Source organism: Gardnerella sp. c17Ua_118, assembly GCF_055804255.1.
In genome coordinates this window covers 932915-949160 of record NZ_JANUYT010000001.1, presented here as the reverse complement: position 1 = coordinate 949160, position 16246 = coordinate 932915, and the positions used below count along the sequence as shown (strand labels likewise).

Below are 16246 nucleotides of genomic sequence, written 5' to 3'. Positions count from 1 at the left end.
GCAAGCCGCCAAAGCATTCGACGGCGTCGATCCCCTCGCGCGTTTTATCGCATGATTTTTAATCGAGGCAGGTGTCCGCTGTCGCGCAGCTAGACTTTATTAACAGCCCGAGGGGTGGCTCGCACAAGCGTGCCCATTCCAGGCTAAGAGCGCGAGACGATTGCAGCGTTTCGCTAGGAGCATTGTGCCCAGAGTAACGCGAGAAAGCTTCAACGTATTTGAAGCAGACGATAATAAAAAAGATAAAAATGAAAATGCTAATTCTAGTGCTAGCGAGAATGCTGGTGCTAATGTTAGCGTAAATCCTAATGCTACTTCCGCTAGAGTTGGCGGCGTTGTTAATGTTGTTTCTGGCGCTAACGATGCTGCTAACGGAGTTCGTCGCAGGCGCACTGGAAGGCGTGTAGTCAGAGTTGCAGGAGCTGCTGGCGAATCGATGAAGTTGCACGTTGAAGGCGGAGATAATCAGGATTTGCGCAATGGCGTAGCGGCGGCGGATTCTGCTCCTTTTGTTGCGGATTCTGCGGCAGATAGTTCTTATGCACAGCAGCAATCTCAAGCACATTTACGCCCAATAACATCGCTTTTGTTCCAAGAGCCAGTTTTGCCTCAGCGCGAGCATTCTGCTGAAAGCCGTGAGACGGATTCGGATTACGAAGATTCAAGCAGTAGTAAGCGCGATTCGCGCAGCCGTCGTGATTCGCGTGATTCTCGTGATTCTCGTGATTTGCGCAGCAAAGACGAGAGTAGGCGAAATAGCCGAGAGTCACGCAATAATCGCAAGTCAACAGACAACAGTTTAGACTTTAGCGAATCACTTGAAAACAAAGACGATTTTAGTGAAGACACAAATCGCAATTCTAAAAAATCGCGTAAAACTCGCTCGAACAAGTCTTATGCCAAAGCTAAAAGCGGCCGCGAAACTTTTGACGATAATTATGATTTGCAAGACGACGATACGCAATTGATTCGTGTGCGTTCTAGAGCAAATCGAGACGAGAAAAACGCGCAAATTGAGCGAGATAAAAATGCGAATCAAGATGAATCGCAAGCAAGTGAGCGCGGCGAGTATGGAAGCCAGAACGCCCGAAAATCGCGCAAAAATCGCAGACTTAACGCTGCAGAGCGCAGAGCTGCTGCCGAGGTTGAGCAAATCGAAGAAGACCTTGAATACGACGACATAACTTACGCGCCAATAGAAAATCGTAAAGCTGGAAAAGCCTCTAGAAGACTTGACTATAGCGATTTTGAGGATGATTTTAGTGGAGATTTTGCCCGAAATCGCGTTGATAACTTTGATAGCGTTGACGATGCTTATAGCGCAGATAACGCAGATAACGCAGATAGCGCAGATTCAAATGAAGTCTACGCAAAAGAATCCGATTTGCAAGACGACGAGGATGGCGTTGTAACAAGGCGCAGGCGTCGCAGGCGCTCCTCTAGAGTAGATAGGGCAGATAGAGCAGATAATGCCAATAAATCTGCCGAATCCGAAGAATCTTCTTCCTTTAATTCAACGTCTAGCAAGTACAGCGTAGACGAAATTGAGGTTTCTCAAGAAGACCGCGATTTGATTCCAGACCCAGAAGAATTGCGATCTCAAGACGAAGAAGTTTACACGCGTAGGCGCAGGCGTCGCAGATCCAAGATTGCAGATGACTCAAGCGCTAGTGAATCGCGATTTGACTCTGCAGAGACGGATTCGCAAAGTCGAAGGTCTAGAAAACAGCAATATATTGACGAAATCACAGATATTGAAGGCTCCACAAGGCTGGAAGCCAAAAAGCAGCGCCGCCGCGATAATCGCAGAGAGCGCAACCGCCAGAACTTGCTTATGGAGCAAGATTTTTTGGCAAGGCGAGAAAACGTTGACAGACTTATGGTTGTGCGCGAACGCGATCGTCACACGCAAATATCTGTAATCGAAGACAACATTCTTGTAGAGCATTACGTTTCCGACATTCAAGAAGTTGCAACCGTTGGGAACATTTACCTTGGCCGCGTGCAAAACGTTTTGCCAAGCATGGAGGCTGCGTTCGTAGACATTGGTCAAGCTAGAAACGGCGTGCTTTACGCTGGCGAAGTCAACTGGGATACAACCAGGCTAGAAGGTCAGCCGCGAAGAATGGAGCTTGCGTTTAAGGCGGGAGACCCTGTTTTAGTGCAGGTTACTAAGGACCCTATAGGCCATAAGGGTGCGCGATTAACATCGCAAGTAACGCTTGCTGGAAGGTTCTTGGTGCTGGTGCCGTCTGGAGCGATGACGGGCGTAAGTCGCAAGCTATCCGACCGCGAGCGAAGCCGACTTCGCGCAATCGTAAGCAAAATCGCGCCTAAAGACATGGGCATAATCATTAGAACTGCTGCCGATGGTGCTAGTGAAGATGCGATTGAAAAAGACCTTGAGTCGCTTGTAAAACAGTGGGATCGCATAGAAGCAAAGCGCCAGGAATTCTTGCACGGAAAGCGTCCAAAGCTGTTGCAAGGCGAGCCAGACGTGGCGATTCGCGTTGTGCGAGACATATTTAACGACGACTTCCAAAAGATGATTGTGGAAGGCAAGGGCGCGTACGACCGCATTTGCGAATACTTGGAGATGATGGCGCCTGATTTGCAAAGCAAGATTGAGTACTGGGATCCTGCAGAGCATGAAGGTAAAGACGTGTTTGACAAGTGGCAAATCGACAGCCAGCTTAGAAAAGGCATGGAGCGCCAGGTTTATCTTCCTGCAGGCGGGTCGATTGTTATTGACCGAACGGAAGCAATGACAACGATTGACGTGAACACGGGTCGTTTTATTGGCCGCGGAAAGTCGCTGGAAGAGACTGTGACTCGTTGCAATTTGGAAGCTTCCGAAGAGATTGCGCGCCAGCTGCGACTTCGCGATATTGGCGGCATGGTTATGATCGACTACGTAGACATGGTTATGCCAGCAAACCGCGATCTTGTTTTGCGCCGTCTTGTTGAGTGTCTTGCGCGCGACCGCACAAAGCATCAAGTTGCGGAGGTTACGTCTCTTGGTCTTGTGCAAATGACGCGTAAGCGAGTTGGGCAGGGGCTTGTTGAAGCGTTTTCGGAGGAGTGCCCAACGTGCAAAGGCCGCGGGTTTATTCTTCACGACGAGCCGACTGTGTCTTCGGAATACGCCGATCCGTACGCGCTTAAGGGCGGAGATCCGTTTATTAAGACCAATAAGCACGGCCACGGAAGCATTGCGGAAACCGCGCCTACAGTTAAGCAGGAGTCTAGTGCGGATGTTCGCGCTAAGTTGGCGAAGATTGCGGCTGCTGCTGCGTCTTCGGCGTTCTTTGAGGAGTCTTTGCGCAGAAGTTTGGACGGCGGTAAGGATGATGCGGATTCTGCGGATGTTGCGGATTCTGCGATTAGTGTGGATTCTGAGGATGCTGCGAATGCGGCGTTTGCTGGCGATTTTTCAGTAGATGAGCCAGTAGATAAGCCAGCGGAAGAGTCGCAAGCAACCGTTGAATCGCAAGAAGCAGAAACAGACGAGTCGCAAGAAAAAGACGAGTCGCAAGAAAAAACAGACGAATCAGAAAACTAAAAACGCCCAAAGTATAAGGCTTGAGTACAATAGTTTCTACTGTTTAGCTCGACTTTATAGATTAGCTCTTGACGTTAGTACAGGGGTAGGTGTATTTTTGATAGTCGGTGTCTTGCCGCATGTTCAATGCTGCGCGCGAGGCAAAAGTAAAGCTTTCAATTTAGCTAAGGAACGAATTATGTACGCGATTGTGAAGGCCGGTGGCCATCAAGAGAAGGTTGAGGTTGGAGACGCCATCCTCGTAAACCGTCTCGATGCAAAGAAGGGCGATACCGTGGAATTCCCGGTCGCGCTCGTTGTTGACGGTGCTAAGGTGACCTTAAGCGCTAAGGATCTTGCAAAGATCACAGTTAAGGCAGAAGTTCTTAACGACGAAGCTAAGGGTCCAAAGATTAGCATTATGAAGTATAAGAACAAGACTGGCGTGGCTCGCCGCAAGGGTCATCGTCAGAAGTTGACTCTCGTCAAGATCACGGCCATCGCCTGATTGACGGTGTTATAAACCTGAAAGGACAGCAAGATGGCACATAAGAAGGGTGCGTCCAGCTCGCGCAACGGTCGCGACTCACAGGCGCAATATCTTGGCGTTAAGAAGTTCGGTGGAGAAGCTGTTGTGGCTGGAAACATTATTGTTCGCCAGCGCGGCACAAAGTTCCATGCAGGACAGAACGTTGCTTTGGGCAAGGATCACACGCTGTATGCTTTGGTAGACGGCAATGTGAAGTTTGGCATTCGTCGCGATCGCAAGGTTGTAGACGTAGTTACCGCCTGAGTAACCAATAATCTTCTAGCCGCACCCCGTTCGGTGCGGCTTTTTTGTTTGTTAGCGCGCGAATTCATAGGGCAAATCTTGCGAGTATTGAGCATCAAGTAAGGTAAAAGTTATGAGCGATTTTGTAGATCGAGTAACAGTACATGTTAAAGGCGGCGACGGCGGCAACGGTTCCGCAGGCGTGCGTAGAGAAAAATACAAGCCACTTGCAGGGCCAAATGGCGGCAATGGCGGCAATGGCGGAAGCGTTATATTCGTAGCCGATCGCAATGCAAATAGCTTGCTTGATTACCGATTTATGCCACATCGAGTAGCGCAAAGTGGCACAATGGGCTTGGGAGATACAAAAGACGGCTCCAAAGGAGAAGACCTTATACTTCCAGTGCCAGTTGGAACCGTGATTTTTGAGGCAAAGGGCGCATCGGGCGCGCAAAAAAAGCCAGGCAACGTTTTGGCGGATTTGCAACACGTAGGAGACACGTTCGTAGTCGCAGCAGGAGGTGCTGGCGGCCTTGGAAACGCAGCTCTTGCAAACAAGGTGCGTCGCGCTCCAGGATTTGCGCTGCTTGGCGAGCCTGGCGAAGAGCGAGACGTAATCCTAGAGCTAAAGTCGATAGCAGACGTGGCGCTAGTTGGATTCCCATCTGCAGGAAAGTCAAGTCTTGTAGCATCAATCAGCGCTGCAAAGCCAAAAATCGCAGATTACCCGTTTACAACTCTTGTTCCAAATCTTGGTGTAGTCAGCTTTGGCGAATACCGCTACACAATCGCAGACGTGCCAGGGCTTATTCCAGGTGCTTCCGAAGGAAAAGGACTTGGTCTAGAATTTTTGCGTCACATTGAGCGCACGGAAATAATCGCGCACGTAATCGACTGTGCAACGCTGGAGCCAAATCGCGACCCAATCAGCGATTATAAGGCTTTGGAACATGAGCTTTCTCAATACGCAAACAAGCTTGATTTGCCGCTTGGAGCGATTCCAATTCCCGAGCGTCCGCGAATTATTGTGCTCAACAAGATTGATGTGCCAGAAGCAAAAGAGTTGGCAGAATTTGTGCGAAGCGACTTTGAAAAAATGGGCATGCCAGTTTTTGAGATTTCTACTGCTTCTCACGAAGGCTTGAAAGAGCTTGGTTTTGCGCTTGGAAAGATGGTGGCTAGTATGCGCGAAAAGCTTGCCGAGCAAGAGGCTGCGCGAGAAGAAGAACGTGTTGTTATTCAGCCGCTTGAGCAGCCAGCATTACGACGCCGCAGAGATGATGGGCGCGGAAGTGCTAGCGACTTTACAATCGAGCGAGAAGAAGACAAAAATGGCGACTTTTGGTTTACTGTTACAGGCGCTAAGCCAGAGCGTTGGGTTGTGCAAACAAACTTCGACAACGACGAGGCAGTGGGCTATTTGGCGGATCGCTTAGCGAAGCTTGGCGTAGAAGACGAGTTGCGCAAGAAGGGCGCGCGACCAGGAGACGAGATTAGGATTGGCCGCGGAAACCGCATGGTTTGCTTCGACTGGGATCCAAGCATTGCAGCAGGCGCGGAAGGTTTGGATGGCGCAAGCCTTGGTGCGCGCGGAAAAGACTTGCGACTTGAGGCAAATGACCCGCGTGGCGCAAGGCGCACTAATGCGGAGCGCCGCCGCGACTACCACACAATGATGGATGCAAAGAGTGCCGTGCGAGACGCTATGATGGCGGAACGCAAGCAAGGGCATTGGGCAGATCCATCGGTAGATGACGATAAACACGATGAGCAGAGCCTATTTGGGCGTGGAGAGTAATTGATTAATAATGGTTAATAAAGCAATTGAGCCTACCGAAAACGGGGTTCGGCGTTCAATTAGCAATGCGCGCACAATAGTCGTAAAAGTGGGGTCTAGCTCGCTAACTTCGCAAAATGGTCACTTAGATGTGCAAAAGTTGCGCTCGCTAGTAGATGCCATTAGTCGCACGCAAATTAACGGCGCGCATGTTGTGCTTGTGTCTTCTGGCGCAATCGCAGCAGGATTTGGGCTGCTCGGCTTTGATTCTAGGCCAAAAGACGTTCCAACGCAGCAAGCTACGGCTTCGGTTGGTCAGGGTTTGCTTATGGCGCAATACGAGCAAGCATTTGCAAAATATGGTCTAAAAGTAGGGCAAATGCTGCTAACGGCAGACGTTACTATAAGTCCTTCGCGCTACCGCAATGCTCAACGCACAATGCTTAGGCTGCTGGAATTAGGCGTTGTGCCAATCGTAAACGAAAACGATGCTTTGTCTAGTAACGAAATACGTTTTGGAGATAACGATAGGCTGGCTGCGCTTGTTGCAAACATTGTTCGTGCAGATGCGCTGGTGCTTTTAACAGACGTAGACGCGCTTTATACGGCTCCGCCCAGCGAGCCAGGTGCCAAGCGGGTTAGCTTTGTTGCAGATGTTACGCGCGCGCTAGACGATATTAAAGTTGGCGAAAGCGGATCGGGCGTTGGTACAGGCGGAATGGTAACCAAGATGGATGCGGCGCATATTGCTGCTGTTTCTGGAATCCCAACGCTTTTGACGTGTGCGAGTAGCGCGGAGAGTGCGCTAGCTGGCGATTCGGTTGGAACCGTTTTTGCGCCACTAAACTCGCGCGCGTCTTCTAGAAGACTTTGGATTGGTTTTGCGTCTAATCCGCATGGTGCGATTATTGTAGATTCTGGTGCTGCTGCAGCAGTTTGCGCAGGGCGAGCAAGCCTGTTGGCTGCTGGAATCGTAGGAGTTACTGGCGATTTTTGTGCGAGCGATCCAGTGTGGATTGATGATGAGCATGGAAACCACTTAGCTAAAGGGCTAGTTGCATTCGATTCAGACGAGATACCGCAGGTAATGGGTCTTACTACGGACGATTTAGAGGCCACTTTGGGGCGGCAATACGCGCATCCTGTGGTTCATCGCGACAATCTTGTGCTTTTATAATCTTCTAATTGCAATCGATTTGCGCTTTCCTTGTTTTGGGGTTGCGCGACGACCTGCCTTGTAGTGCGATTGTACTTGATTTCGGTGTTTTTTAATACAATCGCACTACATAAACAAACAAAACTGTAGTGTGATTGTACCAAATTCTACCCAATTTATGCGCAAAATCGGGAAATAACGTGTAATGGCTAAACTGTAAGTATGGCAGAAAATATCGCAGCAAACAAGTCGCAAATCGCAGAAGGTTTGCAGCAAATCGCAGCAAATACATCAAACTCCCAATGGCGCTCTATGAGCAATCGCATTAACAAAGTGGCACCGAGTGCAACCCTTGCTGTAGATGGCAGAGCAAAAGCAATGAAAGCCGCAGGAATCGACGTTATTAGCTTCGGCGCAGGCGAGCCTGATTTTCCAACGCCACTCTACATTGTGGAAGCCGCAGCCGCCGCATGCAAAGACCCAAAAAACTACAAGTACACAGCTACGGCTGGCCTTCCAGAATTGCGCGAGGCGATTGCGCGCAAAGTTAAGCGCGATTCTGGCTACGATGTTTCCCCAAATCAAGTTGTTGTAACGAATGGCGGCAAACAGGCTGTTTACGAAGCATGCCAGATTTTGCTAAACGACGGCGACGAAGTTATAATCCCAGCGCCATATTGGACAAGCTACCCAGAGGCAGTAAAACTTGCAGGAGGCGTTCCTGTGCCTGTTATGTCTGGAGCGGATCGCGGTTTTGAGCCAGATATTGAGGCGATTGAGGCGGCTCGCACACCGCGCACGCGTGCGATTATTGTAACTTCGCCTTCTAATCCAACAGGCGCTATTTGGAGCGCGCAAACAATTCGCGCGATTGGCGAATGGGCCGTAAAGCATCATATTTGGGTGCTTTCCGACGAAATCTACGAGCATTTGCATTACGATGGCGTAAAAACTTCGTACATTGGCGTGGAAGTGCCAGAAGTGCGCGATCAGCTTCTTGTTTTGAATGGCGTTGCAAAAACTTACGCAATGCCAGGTTGGCGTGTTGGATGGATGGTTGCGCCACTTGAGGTCACAAAAGCCGCGGTTAAGCTTCAAAGCCACATGACGTCTAACGTTTCTAATATTTCGCAGCGCGCAGCTCTTGCAGCAGTTGGCGGACCATTAGATGAAGTTGCAAAAATGCGTGATTCCTTCGACGCTCGTCGCAAGGCGATTGTGCAAGCGTTAAACAGTATGGAAGGCGTAACTTGCCCTCTTTCGCACGGAGCTTTCTACGCGTTTGCAAACGTTGAGGCGCTGCTTGAGCGCCCACTTGGCAAGGATTCTAAGATTCCAGGCACGTCGTCTGTGTTTGCACAAATGCTTCTTGACGAAGCGCATGTTGCTGCTGTTCCTGGCGAGGCTTTTGGCGCGCCTGGTTACTTGCGATTCTCGTGCGCTTTGGCGGATAGTCAGCTTGCTGAGGGCATGAGGCGCATGAAGCAGTGGATTGAAAGCGGCAGCGCGTTTTAAGTGTGGTTGTGCGTTTTAGTGCGGATGCGCGTTTTTACGCGCGCAATAATCGCCAGCAACCGCGCGTTTAGCGACACTCGCTAATCATAATAAAACCCCTTAAATCTTGCCCTTCCGCTATCATGAATATTCGGCGGTTTTGCCAAGTCAATCTTTTTAAGGTATGATTAGCAAGTTCACCTAGGGATGTGGCGCAATTGGTAGCGCAACGGTCTCCAAAACCGTAGGTTGTGGGTTCGAGTCCCGCCGTCCCTGCCAGTTTTATTGTTAACAATTTTCAAACGAAGGATTCAAGCATGGCCAAGGCAAAAGAGAAGAAGCCAAATTTGTTCATGCGTATTGGCATGTTCATTAAGCAAACTATTGACGAAACGCGCAAAGTCGTAGCTCCACACGGCAAAGAGTTGTTTGCTTGGTCTGCTTCCGTGTTTATTTTTGTTATTTTCTTGATGGTTTTTGTCACTGTTATGGACTTCGGTTTAGGCAAGTCCGTTATGTGGCTGTTTGGCTGATTTAAACGAATTTTGAGGGTGTGCAAATATGACTGACGAGTTGAATCTCGAAAATGTTGAGTCTGTAGAGAATTTTGCTGATTTAGATGCAGCTTCTGCTGCTGCAGATGCGCCTGAGCAGGCTGAATCTACGGTTGCTGGCGATTCGCCAGTGGAAAATAGCGCTGATTCTGCCGACAATTCTGCTGATTCTGCTGAAGATTCCGAAGATTCTGCAGACGTAAATCCTACAGACGCTGGCGCCGCTGCAGTCGCCGAGTTTTCCAAGACTTTGCGAACTCTTGAAGGCAAGTGGTACGTTCTTCACACCTACTCTGGCTACGAGAAGCGCGTTAAAACTAACGTTGAATCTCGCGTTCAAAGCTTTGGTTTGGAAGATAAGATTTTCCAGATTGAAGTTCCAATGGAAGAGGTTGAAAAGCACACAGACAAGGGCAAGAAGGTTATTACCCGTGTGCGCGTTCCAGGATATGTGCTTATTCGCATGTGGCCAGACGAGAATGCTCGCCGCATTGTGCGCGAAACTGAAGGCGTTACTGGTTTTGTTGGCCCATCTAAGGATCCAGCGCCTCTTAGCCGCAAGGAAGTTATTGATATGATGGCTCCTATGATTGCGTCTGAGGCGTTGAAGAAGGCTGGAGATAAGCCAGCTGCTGCTCGCAAGCGCAAGGTGGAAGTTGCTTACAAGGTTGGCGATCAAGTTACAGTTACAGACGGCCCATTTGCAACTATGGCTGCTGTAGTTTCGGACGTAGATCCTACAACGCAAAAGCTTACAGTTCTTGTTTCTATCTTTGGCAGAGAGACCCCTGTGGAGCTTGGCTTTGACCAGGTAGAGCCTATTGTTTGATAGTTGTTGTTTAAATAGCTATTAAATAGGTTTAGGCTTTTAGGCGATTTTATGGATTTTAAGGGATTTAATTCTCGATGAATTTTATCTTTTTAGACTCTGTTGATTCTACGCAAAATATTGCGCGAAAAGAGCTTCTTAATTGCGATTTTGAAAGCTCTTCAATTTTGAATCCGCTTGTTTGTGCGATTATTGCAAACAATCAAAGTGCTGGCAGAGGCCGTCTTGGTCGCAAGTGGGTTAGCGAATCGGGGCAAAGCTTTCTAGCATCTTATGGTGCTATTTTGCCAAAAAGCGTTGTTATGGATTCAAAATACAACGGTTGGCTGCCTATGATTGCAGGGCTTTGCGCAAGAGACGCGTTGATTGGCGCGCTTAAAGAAGTTGGTGCGCGCAAAATCTGCGAAGTCGGCGAAATCGGCGATTGCGAAAATAAAATTTGCGATTTTGGTCAAGAAATAAAAATCAAATGGCCAAATGACATTTTTATTGGCGATTGCAAAGAAGGCGGAATTTTAACCGAAATCGCAGCTATTGCAAATAATAGCTATGTTGAAAATCATGAATCTTCGCAACAAAATATTGGCGTTATTTTTGGAATCGGCCTTAATCTTAATGTGTCTAAAGAGTCGCTTCCAATTGAGCAGGCAACATCTTTACAAATGCATTACGCGAATCTTCCAGACGCTATGGAGTTAAGGGATATTATTGCTAAGCGTTTAGCGAAAAACTTAAACAATAGACTAGCGAGTTTTGTTCAAAATCCTGCACAAAGCGCATTGTGCTTGCGTAAGGAAATTAGCGCAGTTTGCTGGACTCTTGGGCGCAAAGTTAGCGTGTATGCGCCAGAAGTTAATAGCGAGTTAAACAACAGCGAATGCGTTAAAGGCATTGCTCAGAGCGTTACTGATGATGCTTCGCTTTTGATTCTTAAAGACTCGGGAGAATCTGCGATTGTGCACACGGGCGATGTTCACGCGCTTAGTGTTTGATACAAACGTGGGCGCGACAACCTACCTGAGCGCGCTGTAACGCGCGAACGGTTTTCCTCGCCTAGTGTTGTAGGAGGGCTGGGTGTTTCTTGTCTCACAACGCTCCGCCTCTTGCGTGTTGTCTGCTGTTGCGGTTGTTCCGATTTGGCTTTGATTTTTTGTTTTTGGTTTAAGTTTGTTTGTATGTGTGTGTCATTGGGTTGTCTAATATCGGCTGCCGCTCTTATACTGTTCGACCAAGAATCACCCAGCCCTCTTACGTGCTTGAACAATTACGTATTGCTTAATCGCCTGAGATTCTCGATTTTTCTTGCTGCTTCAGCGAATCACCATTTCATGCTGAGGTTCGCTTCATCCGCTGCGAAAAATCTCGAATCTCTACCTAGCTTGCGCGACGACCTGCCTGAGCGCTTGAAGCGTAGCGCGCGAAGGCAATTTGGCGCGCTGAGCTTGCTCAAAGTTGAAAGCACAGTGTGCTTTCAACGCAGGCGAAGACGTTAGCGCGTTTAGACCGCGCTAACGACATGACCTGCCTGAGCGCGAAAATGAGTCAAAGTGATCTTGCTTTTGGATGCAAAAAAGACCGCAGCGACGAGACTGCGGTCTTGGAATAGTTAGCGCGTTGCGCTTGCGATTAATCACGCATAATCACGCATAATCACGCTTCACGATCACGCGTTGTGCTTAAACGCGCCATACAATCCTGCGCAAACTGCGCTAGCGATTGCAGCCTTAATAATATCGCCCACAATAAAGCCAGTAGAAGCCACGGCGATTGCCCAAACAGGCAAGTGCATCATAAGCGATTGGCCTACAAATCCAAATGCGTAAATCACAAGAGAACCAACAACAGACGCTGCAAAATACGCGCCAAATCGTGCAAATTTCTTAGCAACAGAATCCTCTGGCATAGCAGCATTAACAACACCTTCGAGAGCAGACTTTACAAGCGCAATCGCAGCCACGCCGAATACGAATCCAACAAGGAATCCAACGCTAGGACCTGCAAAAGCCACAACGCCACTCTTTCCGCCTGCAAACACTGGCATTCCAGCAGCACCAATCGCAAGGTACATAAGCACAGAGCTAACGGCTTGGCGCCAAGTCAAAGTAAGACCTGCCAAAGCCAAAACCAAAGTTTGCAAAGTTACAGGAACAGGAGTTCCAGGAATTGGCAATGCGCCAGCCATAGTGGCAGCGCTAATAAGAACAGTAAACAAAAATGCCTTAGCAAATGGAACAGCTAAACGATTAATGTCAAATGCCTTAGATGCAACTGCATTAGAGTTTGCGCCAGAGTTTGATTCAAAATTAGCCACGATATCCTTCTTTCGTATTGTTTTTCGTTGCTGAATCAAAGATTAGACAAGAATCGGGCAGCGCGCGTTGGAGAAGTTTACAAAAAATCGCATAATGTTTTGTTCAAATTCACGGATACTATAAGCCAAATTTCCTATAACTTGTAACGTATGGTTACGAATATCAAAAAAATACTTGTGGCAAATCGCGGCGAAATCGCGCTTAGAGTGATTCGCACTGCCCAAGAAATGGGAATCCCAACTGTGGCTATTTATGCGGCATCCGACCGTCAAGCACAGTATGTTGAAATGGCAGACGAAGCGTACGCGCTTTCCGGAGACACGTACAGAGACACTTATTTAAACGAAGACGCGATTATAGACATTTTGCATAAAAGCGGCGCGGATGCTGTACACCCTGGCTACGGATTTTTATCGGAAGTAGCGAGTTTTGCGCAAAAGGTGATTGATGCTGGCGCTGTGTGGATTGGTCCGAAGCCAGAAGCGCTTATTGATTTGGGGGATAAAATAACCGCGCGGCGCGTTGCAACTCGCGCTAAAGTGCCGCCCGTTCCAGGAATATCGGAGCCAGTAAAAGACATTCGAGAATTGCTGACTTTTGCGCAAACGCACGGCTACCCAGTTATGATGAAGCGCACGGATGGCGGCGGCGGCCGCGGAATAACCGTTGTGCACAACGATGATGAGCTTCGCGGATTCTACATGAACCACGACGCTTTGCAAGGCGGCGACCTTGACGAGTACTTTATTGAGCGTTTTATAGACAAGGCCAGGCATGTGGAAACGCAGGTTGGCCGCGATTCACATGGAAACTTCACCATATATTCCACGCGCGACTGCTCGGTGCAGCGCCGAAACCAAAAGTTGGTTGAGGAAGCACCAGCGCCATTCCTTACCGATGACGAGGACGCGCAGCTTCACCGATATTCTCGTAACCTATTTGAAGCTGTTGACTACGTTGGTTTGGGCACGTGCGAATATATGGTGACATCTCAACACAAAGTTTACTTCTTGGAAGTGAACCCACGATTGCAAGTTGAGCACACAGTTAGTGAGGAAGTTAGCGGACTAGATCTTGTGCGCGAACAGCTTACGATTGCTGACGGCGGCGAGCTTACGCAAAATCACCCTTCGCGCGGGCACAGTTTTGAGCTTAGAATCACTTCGGAAGACCCAGCAACGAATCTTACGCCTAGCGCAGGTACGCTAACAAAAATAGAGTGGCCATCTGGTCCTGGAATTCGTGTGGATTCTGGCGTAGAAGTTGGAGATAGCGTGTCTCCAAAATTCGATTCCATGATGGGCAAGCTTATTGTTACGGCGCAAAATCGCGATGCGGCAATTGCTCGCGTAAGGCGCGCGCTTAAGGAGCTTTGCATTGAGGGAGTGCCTACTCCTGCTAAGCTTTTTGATCAGATTTTTAACGACCCTGATTTTACAGCGCAAGATCACGATTTTGATATTTCTACAAAATGGCTTGAGCGCAAGTATTTGAACCGCACTGCTGCAGCGGCAAATGGCGGACAGCCTGCTTCTTTGGATTCCAATAAGTCTGGTGAAGACGCGCAAAATAAGCCAACTAAAATGGAGTCTTTTGTAATAGAAGTAGATAATAAGCGCGTAAAACTTACGATTCCGCAAGATATTGTAGACAATCTTACTGGTTCTGCACGAGTTAGAAGCACGGTTCGCGCATCGCAGCCGCTTAGAGGGCGAGGCTTAAGAGGAGATACTCACAAGTCGGAAATGCCAAAGGACGCTCCTGGCGTGATTTCTGCTCCAATGCAAGCTGTGATTACGCGCGTGAATGTTGCGGAAGGTCAGAGCGTAGCTAAAGGCGACCTACTTGCTGTTCTTGAATCCATGAAAATGGAAAACTACGTTTATGCACCTGCAGCTGGTGTAGTTACGGGCATTTTTGTAGGGCCTGGAGATGGTGTAGAAGCAGGCGAAAAGCTTGTAACAATTGACGTGACTAAAGGCGGTAGTGCAAAATGAGTGCGCTTACTAAAGATGATACGCAAGTTGCAAAAGATGTTAATAGAGATGATACGCAAGTTAATAAAGATGCGCAGTCTACTCAGTCTACTCAAACTACGCAGCCTCAGCGCGGAAAAGCAGCCGTAGAACACGCGGCTCGCCTTGCTAGAGATGCCGAGCAGAATGCTTTAGAACGCCAGCATGCAAAGGGAAAATCCACTGCCAGAGAGCGTTTGGATTTGCTTTTTGATACGGGCACGTTTGAAGAAATCGGCCGCTTTAACGGCGGAGACATAAATAACGATGTTGCAGGATGCGCTGTAATCACTGGCTTTGGCGAAGTGTACGGCAAAAAAGTGGCCGTGTATGCGCAGGATTTTTCCGTTCGTGGCGGCACGCTTGGACGCGCTGAAGGCCAGAAGATTTGTCATCTTCTAGACATGGCGTTGCAGCTTGCAGTTCCAGTTGTTGCGCTAATCGACTCGGGCGGCGCTCGCATTCAAGAAGGCGTTAACGCGCTTACGCAATATGGCAGAATCTTCAAAAAAACTTGTGAAGCAAGCGGTTTAATTCCGCAAATTTCCTTGATTTTAGGACCTTGTGCTGGTGGCGCAGCTTATTGCCCTGCTCTTACGGATTTTATAATCATGACTCGCGAGCATTCCAACATGTTTGTAACTGGTCCAGATGTTGTTAAGGCAGCTACTGGCGAGTCGATTAGCATGGACGATTTGGGTGGTGGGTATGTGCATAACTCCACTTCGGGCGTTGCTCACTATTTGGGCGAAGACGAGGCAGACGCCATTGACTACGCGCGCACAATCCTTGCTTATTTGCCGCAAAATTGCAATCAAAATCCACCAACATTTGCATACGCTGCCACTCGCGCAGACAGAGAAACTGCTAAGCAGCTTGCGACTATTGTTCCGAGCAATGATCGCCAGCCGTACGACGTTTTAGACGTTATTCGCGCAATCGTAGATTATGGCGAATTTGTGCAAGTTCAAGAGCTTTATGCTGCATCTGCGGTTGTTGGTTTTGCTTGCATAGACGGGCATCCTGTTGGAATAGTGGTAAATCAGCCTAAGGTAAACGCGGGAATTTTAGACGTTAATTCTTCCGAAAAAGTAGCGCGATTTGTGCGATTGTGCGACGCGTTTAATCTTCCTGTTGTAACTCTTGTAGACACTCCTGGATACAAGCCAGGATCGGATCAGGAGCACGCTGGAATTATTCGCAGAGGCGCAAAAGTGATTTACGCGTACGCAAACGCGCAAGTTCCGCTTGTTACCGTGATTTTACGCAAGGCTTTTGGTGGAGCATACATTGTAATGGGCTCAAAGTCTATGGGCGCAGACTTTAACTATGCTTGGCCTACCAGCCAGATAGCGGTTTTGGGTGCTCAAGGAGCTGTGAACATTATTCATCGCAAGGATTTGCAAAAAGCAAAAGAGCGCGGACAAGATGTTGACGCTTTAAGAAAAAAGCTTGTTGAAGATTACGAAAATACCACTGTAAACGCGAATCTTTCGCTGGAAACTGGCCAGATTGACGCAATGATAGATCCTGAGCAAACAAGAGATGTTATTGCTAATTCTTTGAAGATTTTAAGAAGTAAAAAACGCGTTTCGAGAACGGGGAAACATCATGGAAACCAGCCAATGTGATTTTAGGGTGATTTTAGGGTGATTTGAGAATGATTTGGCAGCCGCGCAAAAGTCGCAAGCAGCCGCGGACGCGACTAGCAACAAGTTCAAATAATCAAAGTCACAAATAATCAAAGTCACAAATAATCAAAGTCACAAATAATCAAAGTCACAAATAATCAAAGT

General features: G+C 48.4%; 12 protein-coding genes and 1 tRNA gene. 12 read left to right on the top strand and 1 reads right to left on the bottom strand.

Translation table 11 applies throughout. The features are described 5' to 3' along the window. Positions 1 to 184 precede the first annotated feature (184 nt). The 10 genes from NYP69_RS03785 (at position 185) to NYP69_RS03740 (ending at position 11115) form a co-directional block, all read left to right on the top strand. Positions 185 to 3562 carry an Rne/Rng family ribonuclease gene (locus tag NYP69_RS03785; protein WP_473412940.1) on the top strand — a complete coding sequence of 1126 codons (3378 nt, stop codon included), beginning with the start codon at positions 185 to 187 and terminating at the stop codon, positions 3560 to 3562. A 178-nt stretch (positions 3563 to 3740) separates the two neighbouring features. Continuing rightward, entirely contained in the window at positions 3741 to 4049 is a 309-nt protein-coding gene (gene rplU / locus NYP69_RS03780) for a 50S ribosomal protein L21 (RefSeq protein WP_004111933.1), read from the top strand. A 33-nt stretch (positions 4050 to 4082) separates the two neighbouring features. Continuing rightward, positions 4083 to 4334, top strand: a complete 252-nt coding sequence (gene rpmA / locus NYP69_RS03775) for a 50S ribosomal protein L27 (protein WP_004106248.1) — start codon at positions 4083 to 4085, stop codon at positions 4332 to 4334. Positions 4335 to 4446: 112 nt separating this feature from the next. Further along, on the top strand, positions 4447 to 6111 hold the full coding sequence (obgE, locus tag NYP69_RS03770) for a GTPase ObgE (RefSeq protein WP_115761708.1): 1665 nt from the start codon (positions 4447 to 4449) through the stop codon (positions 6109 to 6111). A 10-nt stretch (positions 6112 to 6121) separates the two neighbouring features. Continuing rightward, complete coding sequence (gene proB / locus NYP69_RS03765; protein ID WP_116286100.1) at positions 6122 to 7267, top strand: glutamate 5-kinase; 1146 nt, start codon at positions 6122 to 6124, stop codon at positions 7265 to 7267. A gap of 201 nt (positions 7268 to 7468) precedes the next feature. Next, positions 7469 to 8761: a pyridoxal phosphate-dependent aminotransferase gene (locus NYP69_RS03760; protein WP_473412939.1), complete on the top strand. Its 1293-nt coding sequence runs from the start codon at positions 7469 to 7471 to the stop codon at positions 8759 to 8761. A 182-nt stretch (positions 8762 to 8943) separates the two neighbouring features. Next, positions 8944 to 9019, top strand: a tRNA-Trp gene (locus tag NYP69_RS03755). Between the two features lie 38 nt (positions 9020 to 9057). Further along, positions 9058 to 9273 carry a preprotein translocase subunit SecE gene (gene secE, locus NYP69_RS03750; RefSeq protein WP_004111941.1) on the top strand — a complete coding sequence of 72 codons (216 nt, stop codon included), beginning with the start codon at positions 9058 to 9060 and terminating at the stop codon, positions 9271 to 9273. Positions 9274 to 9301: 28 nt separating this feature from the next. Beyond that, the gene (nusG, locus tag NYP69_RS03745; protein WP_116438677.1) at positions 9302 to 10123 is read left to right on the top strand and encodes a transcription termination/antitermination protein NusG; all 822 of its coding nucleotides are present in this window, start codon (positions 9302 to 9304) and stop codon (positions 10121 to 10123) included. A 77-nt stretch (positions 10124 to 10200) separates the two neighbouring features. Further along, the gene (locus NYP69_RS03740; protein WP_473412938.1) at positions 10201 to 11115 is read left to right on the top strand and encodes a biotin--[acetyl-CoA-carboxylase] ligase; all 915 of its coding nucleotides are present in this window, start codon (positions 10201 to 10203) and stop codon (positions 11113 to 11115) included. A gap of 671 nt (positions 11116 to 11786) precedes the next feature. Here NYP69_RS03740 and NYP69_RS03735 read toward each other — a convergent pair. Further along, positions 11787 to 12434, bottom strand: a complete 648-nt coding sequence (locus tag NYP69_RS03735; protein WP_172539708.1) for a biotin transporter BioY — start codon at positions 12432 to 12434, stop codon at positions 11787 to 11789. 150 nt (positions 12435 to 12584) lie between these two features. Here NYP69_RS03735 and NYP69_RS03730 point away from each other — a divergent pair, with 150 nt between their 5' ends. Beyond that, on the top strand, positions 12585 to 14432 hold the full coding sequence (locus NYP69_RS03730; RefSeq protein WP_473412937.1) for an acetyl/propionyl/methylcrotonyl-CoA carboxylase subunit alpha: 1848 nt from the start codon (positions 12585 to 12587) through the stop codon (positions 14430 to 14432). After that, the gene (locus NYP69_RS03725) at positions 14429 to 16081 is read left to right on the top strand and encodes an acyl-CoA carboxylase subunit beta (protein ID WP_473412936.1); all 1653 of its coding nucleotides are present in this window, start codon (positions 14429 to 14431) and stop codon (positions 16079 to 16081) included. The genes NYP69_RS03730 and NYP69_RS03725 overlap by 4 nt, the downstream gene beginning before the upstream one ends. Positions 16082 to 16246 lie beyond the last annotated feature (165 nt).

Coding starts and splice junctions, on each gene's coding strand:
- NYP69_RS03740 (WP_473412938.1), top strand. CDS start 10,201: ATGAATTTTATCTTTTTAGACTCTGTTGATTCTACGCAAAATATTGCG.
- obgE (WP_115761708.1), top strand. CDS start 4,447: ATGAGCGATTTTGTAGATCGAGTAACAGTACATGTTAAAGGCGGCGAC.
- proB (WP_116286100.1), top strand. CDS start 6,122: ATGGTTAATAAAGCAATTGAGCCTACCGAAAACGGGGTTCGGCGTTCA.
- rpmA (WP_004106248.1), top strand. CDS start 4,083: ATGGCACATAAGAAGGGTGCGTCCAGCTCGCGCAACGGTCGCGACTCA.
- NYP69_RS03760 (WP_473412939.1), top strand. CDS start 7,469: ATGGCAGAAAATATCGCAGCAAACAAGTCGCAAATCGCAGAAGGTTTG.
- NYP69_RS03730 (WP_473412937.1), top strand. CDS start 12,585: ATGGTTACGAATATCAAAAAAATACTTGTGGCAAATCGCGGCGAAATC.
- secE (WP_004111941.1), top strand. CDS start 9,058: ATGGCCAAGGCAAAAGAGAAGAAGCCAAATTTGTTCATGCGTATTGGC.
- NYP69_RS03725 (WP_473412936.1), top strand. CDS start 14,429: ATGAGTGCGCTTACTAAAGATGATACGCAAGTTGCAAAAGATGTTAAT.
- nusG (WP_116438677.1), top strand. CDS start 9,302: ATGACTGACGAGTTGAATCTCGAAAATGTTGAGTCTGTAGAGAATTTT.
- rplU (WP_004111933.1), top strand. CDS start 3,741: ATGTACGCGATTGTGAAGGCCGGTGGCCATCAAGAGAAGGTTGAGGTT.